Here is a 17,414-nt window from a genome sequence, read left to right as displayed (position 1 = left end):
CGGCTGTCCGTGGCCGGGATGAGGGTGTCTTGCGAAACCATCGAATGACGGCTTCGCAGGAAGAGGAAGTCGGAGTTCGATGGCTGGAGCTCCGGCTCAATCGCCGGGTTGCGTAGTCACTCCGGCGATCTTGTAGATGAAGGGCCAGAAGCAGGCCTCGCGGACGAAATAGGCGGATCGGCCGCGGTGGCGGACCAGCAACCCGCCGGAGATCGCCTCGACCGAGAGATCCTCTCCGGAGATGGAGGAGGCAATGGCTTGAGCACGTTGCATGTTCATGATCGACCCTCCTTGTCGTGGTATCGTCGTGTTCTGTGGTTTGGTTCATCGCCGAAATCGTCGCCGGCTTGATGCCTCGGCAGCCGGCAGCAGAGCTCCTAGCATGAATCGCGCCATCGCCATCGGGTTGTTGCTGCTGTCGATCCTCTCCGCCCCCTCCCTTTCCGGGGCGATGTCGCCCGGCCGGGGAGCGGAGCGGCAGCGGATCATGCTGGAGGTCGGGCCTCGCGTGGTCCGCTGTACGGTCGGTCCGGTGGGGGATACGGCGCGGTTGCGGGCCATGCTCGGGCAGGGGGCGAGCATCACCGTGCGTTGGGTCTTCTCCATCGCCCGGGTCCGGGAGTTCTGGTTCGACGAGGATGCCGGCGAGGTGGAGGTCACCCGGGTGGTCAAGAGCGATCTGATCTCACGCCGCTGGGTGCTGCTCGACGCCGCTTCCGGGGTGCAGATCGAGACCATGGACCTGGACCGGGCGGTCGGTTTCCTAACCCGTCTGGAGCGGTTCCCGCTGATCGACCGGGCGTTGCTGGAGCGCGGCGCCGACTATGAGGTGCGGTTGAAGCTGCACATGCACGAGGGGGAGGGAGCGCTGGCCTGGTGGCAGCGCTGGGTCGACTTCGGCAAGACCGTGGCGGTCGGCCGCTTCATGTTGCCGGCAGGGCTGTGATGGTCCGGTGGGCGGCTGGGATCTCGTGGGCACGCTGGTTGCCGCTGTTTGCCGCTGGGGGGCTGGTGTGGCTGATCGTGCTCCTCTGGCCGCAGCCCGACGACCACGCCATCGCCTGGATCGACACCCTGCTGCTCATCCTCGTGGTGCTGGTGCTGGGGCTCTATGCGGTACGGAACGCCTTCGTCTACCGGCGGCAGCGCAGGGCCGGTTCGCGGTTGCGCGCCAAGCTGGTGGTGGCGCTGGTCACCATGCTGCTGGTGCCGGCGGCCGGGATCCAGTTCGCAGCAAACCAGATGGTCGGTTTAGCGATATCTTCCTGGTTCAACGTCGGAATCAGCGCCTTGCTCGACCGCGCCCTCCAGCTCGGTCAGGGCTTCTATTCCCGGGTGGAGAACGACATGCAGCAGGGGCTGCAACTGGTCGCCTCCGACGGTCGGCTCCGGTCGCTCGCCGCCTCGTTGCCGGTTTCGTTCGCCGACTTCAATTTGCGGCTGACGGCCCTATTGCGCCAGCACGGCTGGGAGAGCCTGCAGGTGTTCGATCCCGATGAGCGGATGATCACCGAGGTCCGGGCGCATGGCCTCTCGCTGCTCGCCCCGCCCGCGCTGGACGACCAGGCAAGGATTGCCCTCCATCTGGGAAAAATCAGCACCCGGCTGGAGCGGCTTCACGACGGCGATGCCATCGTCGGCTATGCCCCGCTCTGGGCGCACGGGGTGATCGTCGGTTTGCTTCGCGCCACGGTGCGTCTGCCCGGGGATGTGGTGCGCAACGCGCGGGCGATCGAGGCCGATTACAAGAAGTATCGGGCGCTCGAGCGCAAGCGGGACCGGATCGGTCGCACCTTCGCCCACGCCATGTTGATGGTGACCCTGCTGCTCACGCTGGTCGCCGCCTGGGTGGCCACCCTCTTCGCCCGCCGAATCACCCGGCCGGTGGAGGAGTTGGCCACAGGCTTCCGTCAGATGGCTTCGGGCAATCTCGATGTGACCCTGCGCACGCTGCCCGACGACGAGCTCGGCTCGCTGTCGGAGTCGTTCAACACCATGGCGGCGACCTTGCGGGAGAACATCGCCGCGCTGGAGAGCGCCCGCCGCCGTGCCGACGCTGCGCTGGCCACCAGCCGACAGCGGCAGCAGGTGCTGGAGTCGTTGCTGGAGAACCTGCAGGCGGCGGTCTTCATCGTCGGGGAGGATGGCAGCGTGCGGCTGCACAACCGGGCCGCGGTGGAGATGTTCGACCTGCCTGAGGATGGAGGGGCTTCGCTGGAGAGGCGGGGGGCGATCGCCCCGTTGACCGCCTTCTTCGACGAGCTGCGCGGCTGCAGCAGTGGCAGTCTGCAGCGCACCCTCGAACTGCAGGATGGCAGCGGGCGCCAGTTGCTCGCCCGAGGTGTCACGCTCTTCCGCGAGGGGGCGCCGGACGGCAACGGCCGTGGGCGTTATCTGCTGGTGATCGACGATGTCAGCGCCCTGGCCATGGCCCAGCGCCATCAGGCTTGGGCCGAGGTGGCACGACGCCTGGCCCATGAGATCAAGAATCCGCTCACCCCGATCAAGCTGGCCGCCGAGCGGCTGCGGCGCCGGTTCCGTAGCCAGGTCGACCGCGAGGACATCTTCCTCGAATGCACCGGATCGATCATCACCCAGGTGGAGCGGCTGCAGCGGTTGATCTCCGACTTCTCCACCATGGCCCGCCTGCCGCAGCCCCGCCTCGCCCCGTCGGACCTGCGCGAACTGCTGCTGGAGATGGCCCGGCTCTATCGCCCCTACGGGCGGGTGGAGGTGGAGATCCCCGAGGGGGCGGTGCCGTGGGTCTGCGATGTCGATCAACTCAAGCAGGTGTTGATCAACCTGATCGACAACGCCCTGGCCGCCTCCAATGAAGACCAGTCGGTCCGTTTGTTCTTACGGCGGGAGGATGGGGCGGTGGAGTTCCACGTATGCGATGAGGGGGAGGGGATTCCGGAGGAGATGCTCGACCGGCTGTTCGAGCCCTATTTCTCTTCCAAGGAGGATGGGTCGGGGTTGGGGTTGGCCATCGCCCGCAGGATCGCCGAGGATCACGGCGGTACGCTCTTCGTCGCCTCGCGCTGCCACCCGACCGAGCTCTGCATGCGCTTGCCCGAGGTAGAGGAATGACGACTTCGCAAGAAGTCGGCATTCGCGACCAGGATGGTCGCGCAAATCCGGAGGTTGGTATGCAACCGACGGATTTGTAAGGGGATCGAAGACCGCGCTCTTCGAGCCCCGTCAAGCAAAAAGTCCACGGACGGACTTTTTGCGATTCGATCAGGAATGACGACTTCGCAAGAAGTCGGCATTCGCGACCAGGATGGTCGCGCAAATCCGGAGGTTGGTATGCAACCGACTGTAAGGCGATCGAAGACTACGCCCTTCGATCGCCGTCGGGCGAGAACGTCCACGGACGGATTTGGTGCGATTCGATCATGGGTGGGTGTGTTGCGATGGAATCGTCGATGGTGATGCGAAGGTGAATGGCGGTATACTGATCGTAGATGACGAGCAGGCGATTCGCGACGCCCTGCGTGGCCTGTTCGAGGATGAGGGCTACCTGGTGACGACGGCCGCTTCCGGCGAGGAGGCGGTCGCCAAGCTGCGTAAGCATCCCTTCGCCTGTGTCCTGCTCGATATCTGGATGCCTGGGATCGACGGATTGGAGACGCTGGCCCGTATCCGCCGGATTGATCCTGCGCTGCCGGTGATCATGATGTCCGGCCACGCCACCATCGATACCGCCGTCAAGGCGACCCGGCAGGGGGCGTTCGACTTCGTGGAGAAGCCGCTCTCCTCCGACCGGCTGCTCATCCTGGTGCGCAACGCCATCGAGAAGCAGAAGCTGCAGCGGCAGAACCGCAAGCTTCGGGATCAGGAGCCGGAACGCCCGAGTGCGTTGATCGGCTCCCACCCCCGGATCGAAGAGGTGCGCCGGCGGATCGCACAGATAGCCCGCAGCCGCCGGCCGGTGCTGCTGCTCGGTGCCCACGGATCGGGCAAGACACTGGCCGCACGGATGCTCCACCGTCTCTCCGGCCGCCCCCGCGATGCCTGGTGTGAGCTGGGGACCGCATCCATACCGCCCGGTAGGTTTGAGGCGATGTTGCTCGGGATTGACCGCGATGAAGAGGTGCAGGGGAGGCTTGCCACCGCCGATGGGGGCTCGATCTACATCGACGAAGTGGCCGAGCTGGATGGTGCGGCGCAGGCGCTGCTGCTGCGCCTGCTCGATGCGCAGCACTACACGCCGGTTGGCGGTGTGCGCCGGATCCGCTTCGACGTCCGTTTCGTGATGGGCAGCGTCCTCAGCGAGGAGGAGCTCGCCACCCGTCTGCGCGAGGATCTATTCGCCCGGATCCGCGAGACGGTGATCCGCTTGCCGGAGCTCTGTCAGCGGCGCGAGGATATCCCCATGCTGATCGAGGAGCTCGCCCGCGGCGTGGCGCGTGAGCTGGGGGTACGCCGGCCGGTTTCGTTCGATGCCGAAGCGCTCGAACGGCTCTCCCGCTACCGCTGGCCGGGGAACCTGCGCGAGCTGCGCAACTACATCGAGCGCTGTCAGCTGCTCCATGCCGAGGCGTTGCCCGATGGGGCGCCGTTCGGCATCGCCAACCTTCCGCCGGTGGCCGTCGGCGGCGGGGCGAGTGGTGCGGCGGCTCCGCCGGTGGAGGAGGGGATGAGCTTCGCTGCGGCCAGGGCCCGCTTCGAGCGCGATTTCCTGCGGCGCAGCCTGATCGCCCATGACTGGAACATCAGCCGGACCGCTCAGGCCATCGGGATGGAGCGCAGCCAGCTCCACCGCAAGATCCGCGCGCTCGGCATCGAACGTGAGGAGTCGGGGTCATGAACATCGTCATCCTCGGTGCGGGGGAGGTGGGCTACAACATCGCCCAGCGGCTTGCGGTCGACGGCAACAACGTCTCGGTGGTGGACAACAACGAGGAGCGGTTGCAGCGGGTGGCGGACAACATGGATGTGCAGACGGTGCTGGGCAATGCCGCCCAGCCTTCGATTCTGCGCCGGGCGGGGGCGGCCGACGCCGAGCTGCTGATCGCCGCCACCGCCGTCGATGAGGTCAACATGCTGGCCTGTCAGGTGGCCCACTCCCTCTTCCAGGTGACCACCAAGATGGCCCGTATCCGCAACCACGACTACATGGAGCATGCAAACCAACTGTTTGGTCGGGATGATCTGCCGATCGATCTGGTCATCTCGCCGGAGAAGGAGGCGGCCAAGGCGGTGGTCCGGCGCTTCCTGGTCTCCGATGCCGTCGACATGCAGGAGTTCGCCGACGGGCGCATCTCGCTCGTCGGGGTGCGGATTCCGCCGAAGAGCGATCTGGTGGGGATGGCCGTGGGCAATCTGGCCGAGGTGGTTCCCTCCTCCCTGCCGCTCAACATCGTCGCCCATGAGCACAACGGCGTGTGGCGCGTTCCCGGTGCCGGCAGCGTCTTGCTGGTCGGCGATACCATCTATGCGGCGGTGGAGCGCAAGCACGTCGATCGCTTCATGGCCGTGGTCGGGCTGGACGTATGCAAACAGACCGAGCGGAATGTGATGGTGGTCGGCGGTGGAAACATCGGTTTTCAGGTGGCGCGCTCCCTGTTGCGTCTCGGTGCCCATGTGAAGGTGATCGAACACAACCATGAGCGCAGCGAATGGCTGGCCGAACATCTCGATCGGGGGACGGTGATCCAGGGGGATGCGCTGGACCGGTCGTTGCTCGAGGAGGAGGCGATTCGCCAGATGGACGACTTCCTGGCACTGACCAACGACGACGAGGTCAACATCCTGAGCAGCCTGATCTCGCGCCAGTACGAGGTGCCGCACACCGTTACCCTGATCAACCGGGACATCTATGGAGGCCTGCTGCAGGTGATCGGCCTGAGCAATGTGGTCTCTCCCCGCTTCACCACCGCGGCTTCCATCCTGCGTCATGTGCGGCGCGGGCGGGTCTACGGCCTCTCCACCGTTGGTGACGGATCGCTCGAGGTGTTGGAGGCGGAGGCGATGGAGACCTCGCAGATCACCTCGGCACCGCTGGCCGCCTTGCGGTTGCCGGAGAGCACCCTCATCGGCGCCGTTGTACGCGGGGAGGAGGTGATCATCCCCGACGGCGCCTGTCGGGTGGAGGCGGGGGACCATGTGGTGGTGGTCACCCGCCGGGCTTCGTTGGCACAGGTGGAGCGGCTGTTCGAAGTCCATCTGGAATTCTTCTAGCCGGTGCATCCGCGGGGGGTGTTGTGGACGCTGGGGGTGCTGACCTCCTGTTTCGGACTGGTGATGGTGCTGCCGGCGGCCATCGCCGTCTACGACCACTCCGGCCACGGCTACCATTTCGTCCTCGCCGGCTCCATCGTCTGTCTGCTCGGGTTGATCATGCAGCGCGTCGGCGGCGGCGCCCCGCAGCAGGTGTCGCACAAGGACGGCTTTCTCATCGTCGCGCTCGCCTGGGTGGAGCTGTCGCTCTTCGGCGCGGTCCCCTTCTGGACCACCGGGGTGTGCCACAGCGTGATCAACGGCCTGTTCGAATCGACCTCGGGCCTGACCACCACCGGAGCGACCGTACTGGTCGGTCTGGACCATCTGCCGCGCAGCATCCTCTTCTGGCGGTCGCTGCAGGAGTGGGCCGGCGGGATGGGGATCATCGTGCTGGCGGTCGCGGTGATGCCGCTGCTCGGGGTGGGCGGCATGCAGCTCTTCCGCGCCGAGGTGCCTGGGCCGACCAAGGACAAGCTGACCGCGCGGGTGACCGAGACGGCGAAGATCCTCTGGTATCTCTACATCGCCATGACCGCGGTGACCGCGCTCGCCCTCTGGCTGGCCGGCATGGGGCCGTTCGATGCGGTCAACCACGCCATGTGCACCGTGGCCATCGGCGGCTTCTCCACCCACGACGCCAGCATCGGCTATTTCCATTCCCCGCTCATTCGCGGGCTCATCGTGCTGTTCATGCTGCTGGCCGGAATCAACTTCACGCTCCACTTCGCCGCCGTGCGTAACGGTTTCTCCCCGCGCATCTATCTGGAGGACGACGAGTTCCGCGTCTATGGCAAATGGCTGCTGCTGCTGGTGGCGCTGGTTTCGCTGCTGGTGCTCGACCGGCCGGAGGTCGCCTGGGGGGATGTGCTCTTCAACGTGGTCTCGATCGCCACCACCACCGGCTTTGCGGTGAGCGACTACAGCGCCTGGTCGCCCGGGGTGGGGATGCTGCTGTTGGCTGCGATGTTCGTCGGCGCATGCGCCGGATCGACCGGCGGCGGGATGAAGGTGGTGCGGGTGCTGTTGCTCTTTCGTCAGGGGCTGCGTGAGGTGCGGCGGCTGATCCACCCCCACGGGGTGATCCACGTCAAGCTTGGGGAATCGAGCCTCTCCATGCCGGTGATGCAGAGCCTGTGGGGCTTCTTCGTGCTCTACATCTTCTGCTTCTTCGTGGTGGCGATCCTTGTTGCCGCCTGCGGGGTCGACATGCTGACCGCGTTTGCCGCATCGGCCGCCTGCATCACCAATACCGGCCCCGGCTTCGGCGCGGTCGGCCCGGCCTCCAACTATCTGGCGCTGCCCGACGGCGCCAAGGCGGCGTTGATGTTCGCCATGATCCTCGGGCGGCTGGAGATTTTCAGCTTCTTCGCCCTGCTGATGCCGGAGTTCTGGCGCAAGTGAGCGACGGCACGAAGGGGGGCGGCTCCACCGACGCGCGTTTCGCCGGCCACACGCCGGTGATGCGCCAGTATCTCGCCATCAAGGCGGAGCACCCCGACTGCATCCTCTTCTACCGCATGGGCGACTTCTACGAGATGTTCTTCGACGACGCGGTCAAGGCGTCGCGCCTGCTCGACATCGCCCTGACCAGGCGGGGCAAGTCGGACGGCAAGGATATTCCGATGGCCGGGGTGCCGTGGCATCAGGCCGAGGGGTACCTGGCGCGGCTGGTCGCCGCTGGCGAGCGGGTGGCGATCTGCGAGCAGATGGAGCCGCCCGACGGGCGATCCGGTCCGGTGCGGCGGGAGGTGGTGCGCATCATCACGCCGGGCACCCTGACCGAGTCGGGGTTGCTCGACCGTTCGGAACGGCGGGCGTTGGCGGCGCTGGTCCGCGACGACGACGGGGAGCGGTGGGGGGTGGCGGCGGTCGATCTCTCCACCGGCGGTTGGCGCCTCTTCGCCGGTGAAGGCGCATCGGCGCTCGATGAGGCGCTGGCCGTGGCGCGTCCGGCCGAGCTGCTGTTGCGCAACGACGATGAGTACTCCTGCGGCTGTGGTGTGACCCGCCCCGGCGACTGGAGCTTCCAGCCGCAGGTGGCCGCCGAGCGGCTGCGCGAACTCTTCGGGGTGGCGGACTTCGATGCGCTCAATCTCGATGGCGTGCCGCAGGTGGCCGCGGCGGTCGGGGCGGTGCTGGTCTACCTGCAGCAGACCCAACGCGCCGCGCTGCCCCACCTGCAACTGCCGGTCTACCACGAGGAGGAGGGGCGCTATCTGCAGATCGATGCCGGCAGCAGGCGCAATCTCGAACTGCACGCCACCCTCTCCGGCCGGCGCCAGGGGAGCCTGATCGCGGTGCTCGACCGGACGGTCACCCCGATGGGAGCCCGGCTGTTGCGCGACTGGCTCGACCGCCCGTTGTGCGATCTGGAGGAGATCGAACGGCGCCATGCGGCGGTGGCGAGTCTGGTCGACGATTTCGAGACCGCCGAGCGGTTGCGTGGGCGGCTGGCCGGAGTGCGCGACATGGAGCGGATGCTGGCGCGCATCGCGCTGGGACGAGCCTATCCGCGTGATTTTCGCGGCATGGCCGACAGCTTGGAACTGCTGCCCGATCTGGCGGCGGAACTGGTCGATCGCGGCGGGCTCTTCACCGGGCTGCGCAGCGCCTGCCTCGGGTTGGAGGCGCTGGCCGACCATCTGCAGCGGGCGATCGCCGATGCCCCGCCGGCGCTGCTGCGCGACGGCGGCGTGGTGCGCGAGGGCTTTGACGAGGAGCTGGACCGGCTGCGCGCCGCATCGCGCAACGCCGACTCCTGGCTGGCCGACTATGAGCAGCAGCAGCGCGAACGTACAGGCATCGCCAACCTGCGGGTGAAGTACAACAAGGTCTTCGGCTACTTCATCGAGGTTTCCAGGGCGCAGGCGGCGTCGGTGCCGCCCGACTACGTGCGCAAGCAGACACTGGTCCACGCCGAGCGCTACATCACCGATGCGCTGCACGACTACGAGCGCGAGATCCTCGGCGCCCGTGAGGCGGCCGCCGCCCGCGAGCAGGAGTTGATCGGGGAGATCGCCCGGCACATCGCGCGGCACGGGCAGGCGATCCAGCGCGCCGCCGCTGCGGTGGCGACCCTCGATCTGTTGGTCTGTTTCGCCACCGTCGCCCGCGACTACGGCTACTGTCGGCCGCGCATGCATGACGGCGGTACGCTGCGCATCATCGGCGGGCGCCATCCGGTGGTGGAGCGGATGGTCGGGGGGGATGGTCCCTTCGTGGCCAACGACTGCCGCATGGATATGGAGCACCGCCGCTTCATGCTGCTCACCGGGCCGAACATGGGGGGCAAGTCGACCTACATGCGGCAGGTGGCCTGGGCGGTCTGGCTCGCCCACGCCGGCTGCTTCGTACCTGCGGAGGAGGCGGAGATCCCGTTGATCCGCCAGCTCTTCACCCGCATCGGCGCCGGCGACGATCTGGCCAGCGGGCGCTCCACCTTCATGGTCGAGATGATCGAGACCGCGCGCATCCTCAATAAACTGCGTCCGCGGGCGCTGGTCATCGTCGACGAGATCGGGCGCGGCACCAGCACGCGCGACGGCCTGGCCATCGCCTGGGCGGTGGCCGAGTCGCTGGCCACCAGCCGCGATGTGCTGACCCTGTTCGCCACCCACTACCACGAGCTGACCACCCTGCCCAACGACTGCCGCGCCGCCTTCAATGCCTCGGTCAAGGTGCGCGAGTGGGAGGGTGAGGTGATCTTCATGCACGCAGTGGAAGAGCGGGCGGCCGACCGCTCCTACGGCATCGCCGTCGCCCGGCTGGCCGGTCTGCCGCCCCATGTGGTCAAGCAGGCGGAGATGCGGCTGTTTGCGCTGGAACACGAGGCGGAGCTGCGGATGGAGGCGGAGGCGGATCAGCCGAGCCTCTTCGTCGCGGCCGAGCGGCGCAAGCAGGAGCGGGAGCTGTTGCGCCTGCGTCGGCTCAAGGAGCAGATCGACGGCTGCGATCCCGAGCGGATGCGGCCGATCGATGCGCTGCTCTTCCTCGCCCGGCTCAAGCAGGAGGCCTCGGAGTAGCCGCATAGACCGGAACGACGCCTGCAAGTTTCACCCTGCGGGTGCTTCCGGATGATGGCGGACGGATGGGATTTCACCGGGTTGGCTTAGACGATATCGGACGAACAATCAAAGAAAAAGGCCCGCAAGCTTTATACTTGCGAGCCTCTCTCGGACGCTGCCGGACAGCGATATGGTGCCGATGACTGGAGTCGAACCAGCACGGGTTTCCCCACCACCCCCTCAAGATGGCGTGTCTACCAATTCCACCACATCGGCTTGTGAATTCTGTTCCCTCGATCCGCTCCGAACGCGCGACACATTGCGTGGCACCGCCGCCACCCGCTGTGGCCTGTTGTGGTCACTCGGCGGGGGGAAGCTCCTGGGCCGGGGTCGTGCCTCCGGTGCGCTTCCCGTCTGCAGCCTTGCCCTGCCCCATGTGCCCCGCCGCGCCGTTCGGGATCGGAATCGGCCGCTTCACCGGCCCGGGCTGTGTCGGCACGCTTGTGACCGCCCGCTCCACCACCGAGCCGGTATGCTGCTGGGTGAAGAAGGCGAGCGTCAGGCTGGTCAGCATGAAGATCCCAGCCAGCGCACCGGTCAGCTTGCCGAGGAACGAGCCCGACCCGCGGCTGCCGAAGAGCGTCTGTGCGCCGCCGCCGCCGAACGACGCCCCCATCTCCGCGCCCTGGCCGCGCTGGATCAGAACGACGCCGATCAGCAGGAACGCCACGATGACGTGGATGGTCACCAGCAGCGTGGTCACCGCATCCCTCCCGCCATATCGGCGGTCCATGCATCGGATTGCGTACCCTGTGGCTTCACCGGTCGATCCCGCTGGCAGCGGCGATGATCCGTGAGAAGGATTCCGCCTTCAAGCTGGCGCCGCCGACCAGGGCGCCGTCGACTCCTTCCAGGGAGAGCAGGCCGGCGGCGTTCTTCGGGTTGACGCTGCCGCCGTAGAGCACCCGGCAGTCACGGCCGAAGCTGTGCAGCCGTTCGTGGATGAAGGCGTGGGCATCGCGCACCTCGTCGTGGGTGGGGGTCACACCGGTGCCGATGGCCCAAACGGGCTCGTAGGCGATGGTCAACGCCTTCTTCGGATCCGTTCCCTCCAGCAGCGCCAGTTGCCGCTCCAGTACGGCGTTGGTGGCGCCGCCCTTGCGCTCTTCCAGATGCTCGCCGATGCAGAGGATCGGCTCCAGCCCGGCGTCCCACGCGGCGAGCAGCTTGTGGTGGATCACCTCGTCGCTCTCCCCCATGATGTCGCGCCGCTCGGAGTGGCCCAGGATGACGTAGTGGCAGCCGGCGTCACGCAGCATCAGCGGCGAGATCGAACCGGTAAAGGCCCCCTTGGGCTCGTAGTAGACGTTCTGCGCACCGAGCCGGATGCCGCGGGCGCTCAGCTTCTCCGCCAGCGGATGAAGCAGGGTGAATGGGGGCATCAGCGCCACCTCGACCCGCTCCGGCGCCGGGTTCTCCTCCAGATTGCGCACGAACTCACGCGCTTCGGCGAGTACGCCGTTCATCTTCCAGTTGCCTGCGATCAGATAGCGTCGCTGTGTCACGTTTGGGATCGGCTCCTGTTGGTGGAAAGGGTTTCGAAGAGGTGTTCGTGCAGGCGTGTTCTCCACAGCCATCCCCCCAGGAAAGGGGGCGCATGATAGGGTGTGGACGGCGCTTGGCAAGCGGTACTCCTGCCGCTGGAGTTCGCGTCGCAGATGGTGGCTCTACGGCGGTGGCGTGCGGATGGTGCGAAAGGCTTCGCCGGTGCGGCGGCGGAGGGGATGGAACGTTCTGTCTTCGGGGAGGGGGCGGCAATCATCCCGCCCCCCGAGGCTGCGCGGTGGTCTACAGGTGAATGACGGACGGGGGCGGGATCCCGACTGCCGGCGCTGCCGCCATCTGCAGATCACCTGGCAGCCCGAGCGCCCCTACGGGTGTCGCGCCTTCGGTTTCCGCTCGAAGCGGCTGCCGGCGCTCGAGGTGCGTCTGGCCTCCGGCACCCCATGTCTTCGTTTCGTTGCCAGGGTGCGCGAGGGTGCGTCAGGTGAGGGCGGCGGCAAGACGTAGCCACTGCGCCTGGGTCAACTGTTCCGGCCGCAGCGCGGGGTCGATGCCGCAGCCACGGAGCATTTCGGGTTCGATCCGCCCGCGTAGGTTGTTGGCGATGGTCTTGCGCCGATGAGCGAAGCCAGTGCGCACGCAGCGCTGCAGGGCGGCAAACGCCTCGGCATCGAACGACCGGCCGTTGGGGGTGAAGCGTAGCACCGCCGAGTGCACCCTGGGTGGCGGAGCGAAGGCCCCGGGTGGCAGGCGCAGCAGTCGCGTGATCCGCCAGCAGTAGCGGCTGATCACGCCGATGGCACCGCATCCGCGGCCGCAGCCCGGCTCCGCGCCGATCCGGTCGGCCACCTCCTTCTGGTACATCAAGACCATGCCACCGGGCAGGGTGCGGGCGACCAGCCGTGCGGTGAGCGGACCGCTGATGTTGTAGGGCAGGTTGCCGACGATCCAGTCGGGGCGGTGGCGGCACAGGGTCGCCTCCAGCTCCTCCATCACATCGCCGTGGATGACACGGAGCCCGGCCCACTCCTCGGCGACCCGTTGCCACTCGGCGGCCAGCCGGTCGTCTTTTTCGATCACCACGAGCCGCCCCGCGCGCCGCAGCAGCGGCCGGGTCAACGCACCTCGACCGGGGCCGATCTCCAACACACTGCTCCCCTCGGGGATGGCGGAGACGATGGCGGTGATCGCCCGCCGATCGACAAGGAAGTGTTGCCCCAGTGATTTGCGCGCCCGGGGATATCGGTCGTCCGGCACTGATTTTCTCATGCCCGCCTGCAAGCGACGGTATCGTAATGTGGTCGAAGAGCGCGCGCTCTTCGATTTCCGTCGAGCAACACGTCCACGGATGGAGGTGTTGCGCTCTGCTCGAGGATGACTTCCGCCGATTTCACTCTAGCATCGCCGCCCGGTTGCGGCGTTCCTGATCAGAGGGTGCCGCGCGATCGCAGACAAAGGAGTTCCACCGCCATGGCAATGACCGTCTACTACAACGACGACGCCGATCTCTCGATCATCCGCGGCAAGAAGGTGACCATCCTCGGTTACGGTTCGCAGGGGCACGCCCATGCGCTGAACCTGAAGGATTCGGGGGTCGATGTCACGGTAGGCCTGCGCGAGGGCTCTCCGTCGTGGGCCAAGGCGGAGGCGGCGGGCCTGACGGTCAAAGAGGTGGGTGAGGCGGTCTCCGGCGCCGATCTGGTCATGGTGCTGCTGCCCGACGAGAACCAGGGGGCGGTCTATCGTCGGAGCATCGAGCCCAACCTCAAGAAGGGGGCCACCCTGGCCTTCGCCCATGGCTTCAACATCCATTTCGGCATCATCCAGCCGCGTGCCGATCTCGATGTGATCATGATCGCCCCCAAGGGGCCGGGCCATCTGGTGCGCCACACCTACACCCAGGGCGGCGGCGTCCCCTGCCTGATCGCCGTCTACCAGGACGCCTCGGGCCGAGCCAAGGAGGTGGCCCTCTCCTACGCCTGCGCCAACGGCGGCACCCGAGCGGGCACCATCGAGACCACCTTCCGCGACGAGTGCGAGACCGACCTGTTCGGTGAACAGGTGGTGCTCTGCGGCGGCCTGACCGCGCTGATCACCGCCGGCTTCGAGACGCTGGTCGAGGCGGGGTATCCGCCCGAGATGGCCTATTTCGAGTGTCTGCACGAGGTGAAGCTGATCGTCGATCTGATCTACGAGGGTGGCATCGCCAACATGCGCTACTCGATCTCCAACACCGCCGAGTATGGCGACCTCACCCGCGGGCCGCGCATCATCAACGAGGAGACCAGGGCGGAGATGCGCCGCATCCTCAAGGAGATCCAGAACGGCGACTTCGCGCGCGAGTTCGTCGAGGAGTGCAACTCCGGCAAGATCTCGATGAACGCCAAGCGGCGGCTGGCCGCCGAGCATGAGATCGAGCGGGTCGGCGCACGGCTGCGCGGCATGATGAGCTGGATCGGGGCGTCGAAGATCGTCGACAGATCGAAGAACTAGCAGCGCTCTGCCGGGAAGCCCGTCGCTCTGTGGGGCCGCGCTCTGCGTGGTCGCGGCGTTCGCGCATCCGGCAGCGGGGAGGGCCGCCGTCAACCATCTGATCGACCAGTCCAGCCCCTACCTGCAGCAGCACGCCCACAACCCGGTCGACTGGTATCCCTGGGGCGACGAGGCCTTCGCCCTGGCCAGGCGGCTCGACCGCCCCATCTTCCTCTCCATCGGTTACTCCACCTGCCACTGGTGCCATGTGATGGAGCAGGAGTCGTTCGCCGATCCGGAGATCGGCGCGGCGATGAACGCCCTCTTCGTCAGCATCAAGGTCGACCGCGAGGAACGGCCGGACATCGACCAGCTCTACATGGAGGCGGCGCAGATGATGACCGGCTCCGGCGGCTGGCCGCTCAATCTGATCCTCACCCCCGACGGTCGCCCGTTCTACGCCGCCACCTACATCCCGAAGGAGGATCGCTTCGGCCGGATGGGGCTGCGCAGCCTGATCCGGCGCATCGACGAGTTGTGGCACCACGACCGCGCCCGCCTGCTCGCCTCGGCCGATTCCATCACCCAGGCCCTGCGCGAGATGCCCGCCGCCACCGGGCGGACGGCGCTCTCCGAGGCGCTGCTCACCCGGGCGCGCGCCGCCCTGGCCGAATCGTTCGACCATGAGGCCGGCGGCTTCGGCGATGCGCCCAAGTTCCCCTCCCCGCACAAGCTGCGCCTGCTGCTGCGGCTGGGCGAGCGGGCGATGGTCGAGCAAACCCTCGATGCGATGCGCGCCGGCGGCATCTACGACCAGATCGGTTTCGGTTTTCACCGCTACGCCACCGACCGTTTCTGGCGCGTGCCCCACTTCGAGAAGATGCTCTACGACCAGGCGATGCAGATGCTCGCCTACAGCGACGCCTTCGCCGCCACCGGTCATGGCCGCCACGCGCGGGTGGTGCGCGAGCTCGCCGACTTCGTCGCCCGCCGGCTGACCGACCCCGACGGCGCCTTCTACTCCGCGCTCGACGCCGACTCCGCCGGCGGGGAGGGGCGCTACTACCAGTGGAGCATCGACGAGCTGGAGGCGGCCCTCGGCAAGGAGGATGCCGTCTTCGCCGCCCGGGTCTGGGGCATGGAGCGGCGCGGCAACTACCTCGACGAGGCACGCCGGCTGCGCAACGGCCGCAACATCCCCTTCCTGGCACAGCCGCCGCTCGATGCCGACCGGGCGCGCATGGAGCGGATCCGCCGGCGGCTGCTCGCCGCCCGGGCGCAGCGCCCGGTGCCGTTTCGCGACGACAAGGTGCTGACCGACTGGAACGGCATGATGATCGCCGCGCTGGCCCACGCCGCCGCCAGACTGGGCGACGATGGACTGCTTGCCCAGGCCCGGCGCGCTGCGGCCACCGTGCTGGAGCGGATGTGGGACGGCAAGCGGCTGCGCCATCGCTGGCGGGCGGGCCAGGCGGCGATCGACGGCACGCTCGACGACTACGCCATGCTGGTGTGGGGGCTGATCGAGCTCTACCAGGCAGATTTCACGCCGCGCTGGCTGCAGGCGGCGGTGGCGATCGATCGGGCGATGCGCGCCCGCTTTGCCATGAAGGATGGTGGCTTCTACCTGACCGACGGCGGCGATCAGCGGCTGCTCGCCCGGCCGCACGAGTGGTTTGACGGCGCGACCCCCGCCGGCAACTCGGTGGCGCTGGCCAACCTGCTGCGGCTGGCCCATCTCACCGGCGACATGAGACTGGTCGCGCAGGCGGAGGCCGGTCTGCGGCAGGCGGCCGGGCAGATGGCGCAGGCGCCGACCGGAAGTAGCGCGCTGCTCTGGGCGCTGGCCGACTACCTGGGGCCGATGCGCGAGCTGGTCGTCGCCGGCCGTGACGACGACCCCGAGCTGGAGCGCATGGTGGCGCTGGCCCGGCGCGGCTTTCACCCCGGGCTGGTGCTGCTGCGCCACGATCCGGCGCTGTTCGGGACTGTTCCCTTCCTCAAGGAGCAGGGAGCGATCGACGGCAGGGCGACCGCCTACCTGTGTGAGAATTTCGCCTGCAACCGCCCGGTGCACACCGCCCGACAGCTGGCTGAACTGCTCGATCCCTCCGCCGGCAGGTGATCACACCGCAACGGCGCCGCCAACGAGATCCCGGGCGGGGCGGAATCTCTGCGGAGGGGGCGGTCAGTAGACCTGCGGCACGAAGGTCTGCTCGTTGATCGGGGGGCGGACGTAGCCGCGCCGCGCCGGCTTGCGCGGCGGGAGCTCGGTCAGGGTGGGGGCGAGGTCTTCGTAGTCGATCATCGACAGCAGATGACTGATGCAGTTCAGCCGCGCCCGCCGCTTGTCGTCCGACTCGACCACGAACCACGGCGCCTGTTTGATGTCGGTGTGGTAGAACATCACATCCTTGCAGCGGGAGTATTCCTGCCAGCGGTTGCGTGACTCCAGATCCATCGGGCTGAGCTTCCACCGTTTGGTCGGATCCTTCAGCCGGGCCTGGAAGCGGCGCTCCTGCTCCTCGTCGCTGACCGAGAACCAGTACTTGATCAGCTTGATGCCGGAGCGGATCAGCATCCGCTCGAACTCCGGGCAGCTGCGCAGGAAGTCCTGGTACTCCTCCTCGGTGCAGAATCCCATCACCCGCTCCACTCCGGCGCGGTTGTACCAGCTGCGGTCGAACAGCACCATCTCGCCCGCCGCCGGCAGATAGGCGACGTAGCGTTGGAAGTACCACTGGGTCTTCTCCCGTTCGGTCGGTGCCGGCAGGGCCGCCACCTTGCATACCCGGGGGTTGAGTTTTTCGGTGATCCGCTTGATGCAGCCCCCCTTGCCGGCGGCGTCACGTCCCTCGAAGATCACCACCACCTTCAGCCCTTTGGCCCGGATCCACTCCTGCAGCTTGACCAGCTCGATCTGCAGCTTGGCCAGCTCCCGTTCGTAGAAGCGTTTGCGCAACTTCCCGTCCGCCCTGGTTCGTTTCATTTATGATCGAGTCGCAAAAAGTCCGTCCGTGGACTTTTTGCTTGACGGGGATCGAAGATCGCGGTCTTCGATCCCCTTACAAATCCGTCGGTTGCGTCTGCAACCTCCGGATTTGCGCGACCCTCCATGGTCGCGATGATGGTTTCTTGCGAAACCAT

Annotated in this window: 13 protein-coding genes and 1 tRNA gene; 9 read left to right on the top strand and 5 right to left on the bottom strand. The window is 67.2% G+C overall.

Annotated features, from left to right (window positions below):
- Window positions 1-271: 271 nt before the first annotated feature.
- The 6 genes from D6682_01150 to mutS all read left to right on the top strand — a co-directional run bounded on the left by D6682_01150 (window position 272) and on the right by mutS (window position 10,250).
- Window positions 272-946, top strand: coding sequence for a DUF4390 domain-containing protein (locus tag D6682_01150; protein ID RMH52768.1), 675 nt, complete (start codon window positions 272-274; stop codon window positions 944-946).
- Window positions 946-3,090, top strand: a complete 2,145-nt coding sequence (locus D6682_01145) for a HAMP domain-containing protein (protein ID RMH52767.1) — start codon at window positions 946-948, stop codon at window positions 3,088-3,090. The genes D6682_01150 and D6682_01145 overlap by 1 nt, the downstream gene beginning before the upstream one ends.
- Before the next feature lie 352 nt (window positions 3,091-3,442).
- A complete protein-coding gene (locus tag D6682_01140; protein RMH52772.1) occupies window positions 3,443-4,813 on the top strand; it encodes a sigma-54-dependent Fis family transcriptional regulator in 1,371 nt (456 codons plus the stop codon).
- A complete protein-coding gene (gene trkA, locus D6682_01135; protein ID RMH52766.1) occupies window positions 4,810-6,186 on the top strand; it encodes a Trk system potassium transporter TrkA in 1,377 nt (458 codons plus the stop codon). Before D6682_01140 ends, trkA begins: the two co-directional genes overlap by 4 nt.
- Window positions 6,187-6,249: 63 nt before the next feature.
- Window positions 6,250-7,629 (top strand): potassium transporter, encoded by a 1,380-nt coding sequence (locus tag D6682_01130; protein RMH52771.1) that lies wholly within the window; start codon window positions 6,250-6,252, stop codon window positions 7,627-7,629.
- A gap of 56 nt (window positions 7,630-7,685) precedes the next feature.
- Window positions 7,686-10,250 carry a DNA mismatch repair protein MutS gene (mutS, locus tag D6682_01125; GenBank protein ID RMH52770.1) on the top strand — a complete coding sequence of 855 codons (2,565 nt, stop codon included), beginning with the start codon at window positions 7,686-7,688 and terminating at the stop codon, window positions 10,248-10,250.
- A gap of 173 nt (window positions 10,251-10,423) precedes the next feature.
- Here the strand turns inward: mutS and D6682_01120 are convergent.
- The 3 genes from D6682_01120 to D6682_01110 all read right to left on the bottom strand — a co-directional run bounded on the left by D6682_01120 (window position 10,424) and on the right by D6682_01110 (window position 11,797).
- Window positions 10,424-10,508, bottom strand: a tRNA-Leu gene (locus D6682_01120).
- Window positions 10,509-10,590: 82 nt separating this feature from the next.
- The gene (gene secG, locus D6682_01115) at window positions 10,591-10,995 is read right to left on the bottom strand and encodes a preprotein translocase subunit SecG (protein ID RMH52765.1); all 405 of its coding nucleotides are present in this window, start codon (window positions 10,993-10,995) and stop codon (window positions 10,591-10,593) included.
- Between the two features lie 55 nt (window positions 10,996-11,050).
- On the bottom strand, window positions 11,051-11,797 hold the full coding sequence (locus D6682_01110) for a triose-phosphate isomerase (protein RMH52764.1): 747 nt from the start codon (window positions 11,795-11,797) through the stop codon (window positions 11,051-11,053).
- A 289-nt stretch (window positions 11,798-12,086) separates the two neighbouring features.
- Here D6682_01110 and D6682_01105 point away from each other — a divergent pair, with 289 nt between their 5' ends.
- On the top strand, window positions 12,087-12,302 hold the full coding sequence (locus D6682_01105) for a uracil-DNA glycosylase (GenBank protein ID RMH52763.1): 216 nt from the start codon (window positions 12,087-12,089) through the stop codon (window positions 12,300-12,302).
- Here D6682_01105 and rsmA read toward each other — a convergent pair.
- Window positions 12,276-13,064 (bottom strand): ribosomal RNA small subunit methyltransferase A, encoded by a 789-nt coding sequence (rsmA, locus tag D6682_01100; GenBank protein ID RMH52762.1) that lies wholly within the window; start codon window positions 13,062-13,064, stop codon window positions 12,276-12,278. The two genes, D6682_01105 and rsmA, sit on opposite strands and share 27 nt — an antisense overlap.
- Before the next feature lie 201 nt (window positions 13,065-13,265).
- Between rsmA and ilvC the strand changes: the two genes are divergently transcribed.
- Complete coding sequence (ilvC, locus tag D6682_01095; GenBank protein RMH52761.1) at window positions 13,266-14,288, top strand: ketol-acid reductoisomerase; 1,023 nt, start codon at window positions 13,266-13,268, stop codon at window positions 14,286-14,288.
- 97 nt (window positions 14,289-14,385) lie between these two features.
- Window positions 14,386-16,392 (top strand): thioredoxin domain-containing protein, encoded by a 2,007-nt coding sequence (locus D6682_01090; protein ID RMH52769.1) that lies wholly within the window; start codon window positions 14,386-14,388, stop codon window positions 16,390-16,392.
- 63 nt (window positions 16,393-16,455) lie between these two features.
- On the opposite strand, the gene ppk2 is transcribed toward D6682_01090, so the two are convergent.
- Entirely contained in the window at window positions 16,456-17,256 is an 801-nt protein-coding gene (ppk2, locus tag D6682_01085) for a polyphosphate kinase 2 (GenBank protein RMH52760.1), read from the bottom strand.
- Between the last annotated feature and the right edge of the window lie 158 nt (window positions 17,257-17,414).

The organism is Zetaproteobacteria bacterium (assembly GCA_003696765.1).
Lineage (GTDB): Bacteria > Pseudomonadota > Zetaproteobacteria > Mariprofundales > J009 > RFFX01.
The sequence above is the reverse complement of the archived record's forward strand: the minus strand, read 5'-3'. Positions and strand labels throughout refer to the sequence as shown.

What these genes read in the sequence shown, in the direction of transcription:
- ilvC (RMH52761.1), top strand. Translation starts at nt 13,266, where the DNA reads ATGGCAATGACCGTCTACTACAACGACGACGCCGATCTCTCGATCATC.
- trkA (RMH52766.1), top strand. Translation starts at nt 4,810, where the DNA reads ATGAACATCGTCATCCTCGGTGCGGGGGAGGTGGGCTACAACATCGCC.
- rsmA (RMH52762.1), bottom strand. Translation starts at nt 13,064, where the DNA reads ATGAGAAAATCAGTGCCGGACGACCGATATCCCCGGGCGCGCAAATCA.
- D6682_01130 (RMH52771.1), top strand. Translation starts at nt 6,250, where the DNA reads ATGGTGCTGCCGGCGGCCATCGCCGTCTACGACCACTCCGGCCACGGC.
- ppk2 (RMH52760.1), bottom strand. Translation starts at nt 17,256, where the DNA reads ATGAAACGAACCAGGGCGGACGGGAAGTTGCGCAAACGCTTCTACGAA.
- D6682_01145 (RMH52767.1), top strand. Translation starts at nt 946, where the DNA reads ATGGTCCGGTGGGCGGCTGGGATCTCGTGGGCACGCTGGTTGCCGCTG.
- D6682_01150 (RMH52768.1), top strand. Translation starts at nt 272, where the DNA reads ATGTTCATGATCGACCCTCCTTGTCGTGGTATCGTCGTGTTCTGTGGT.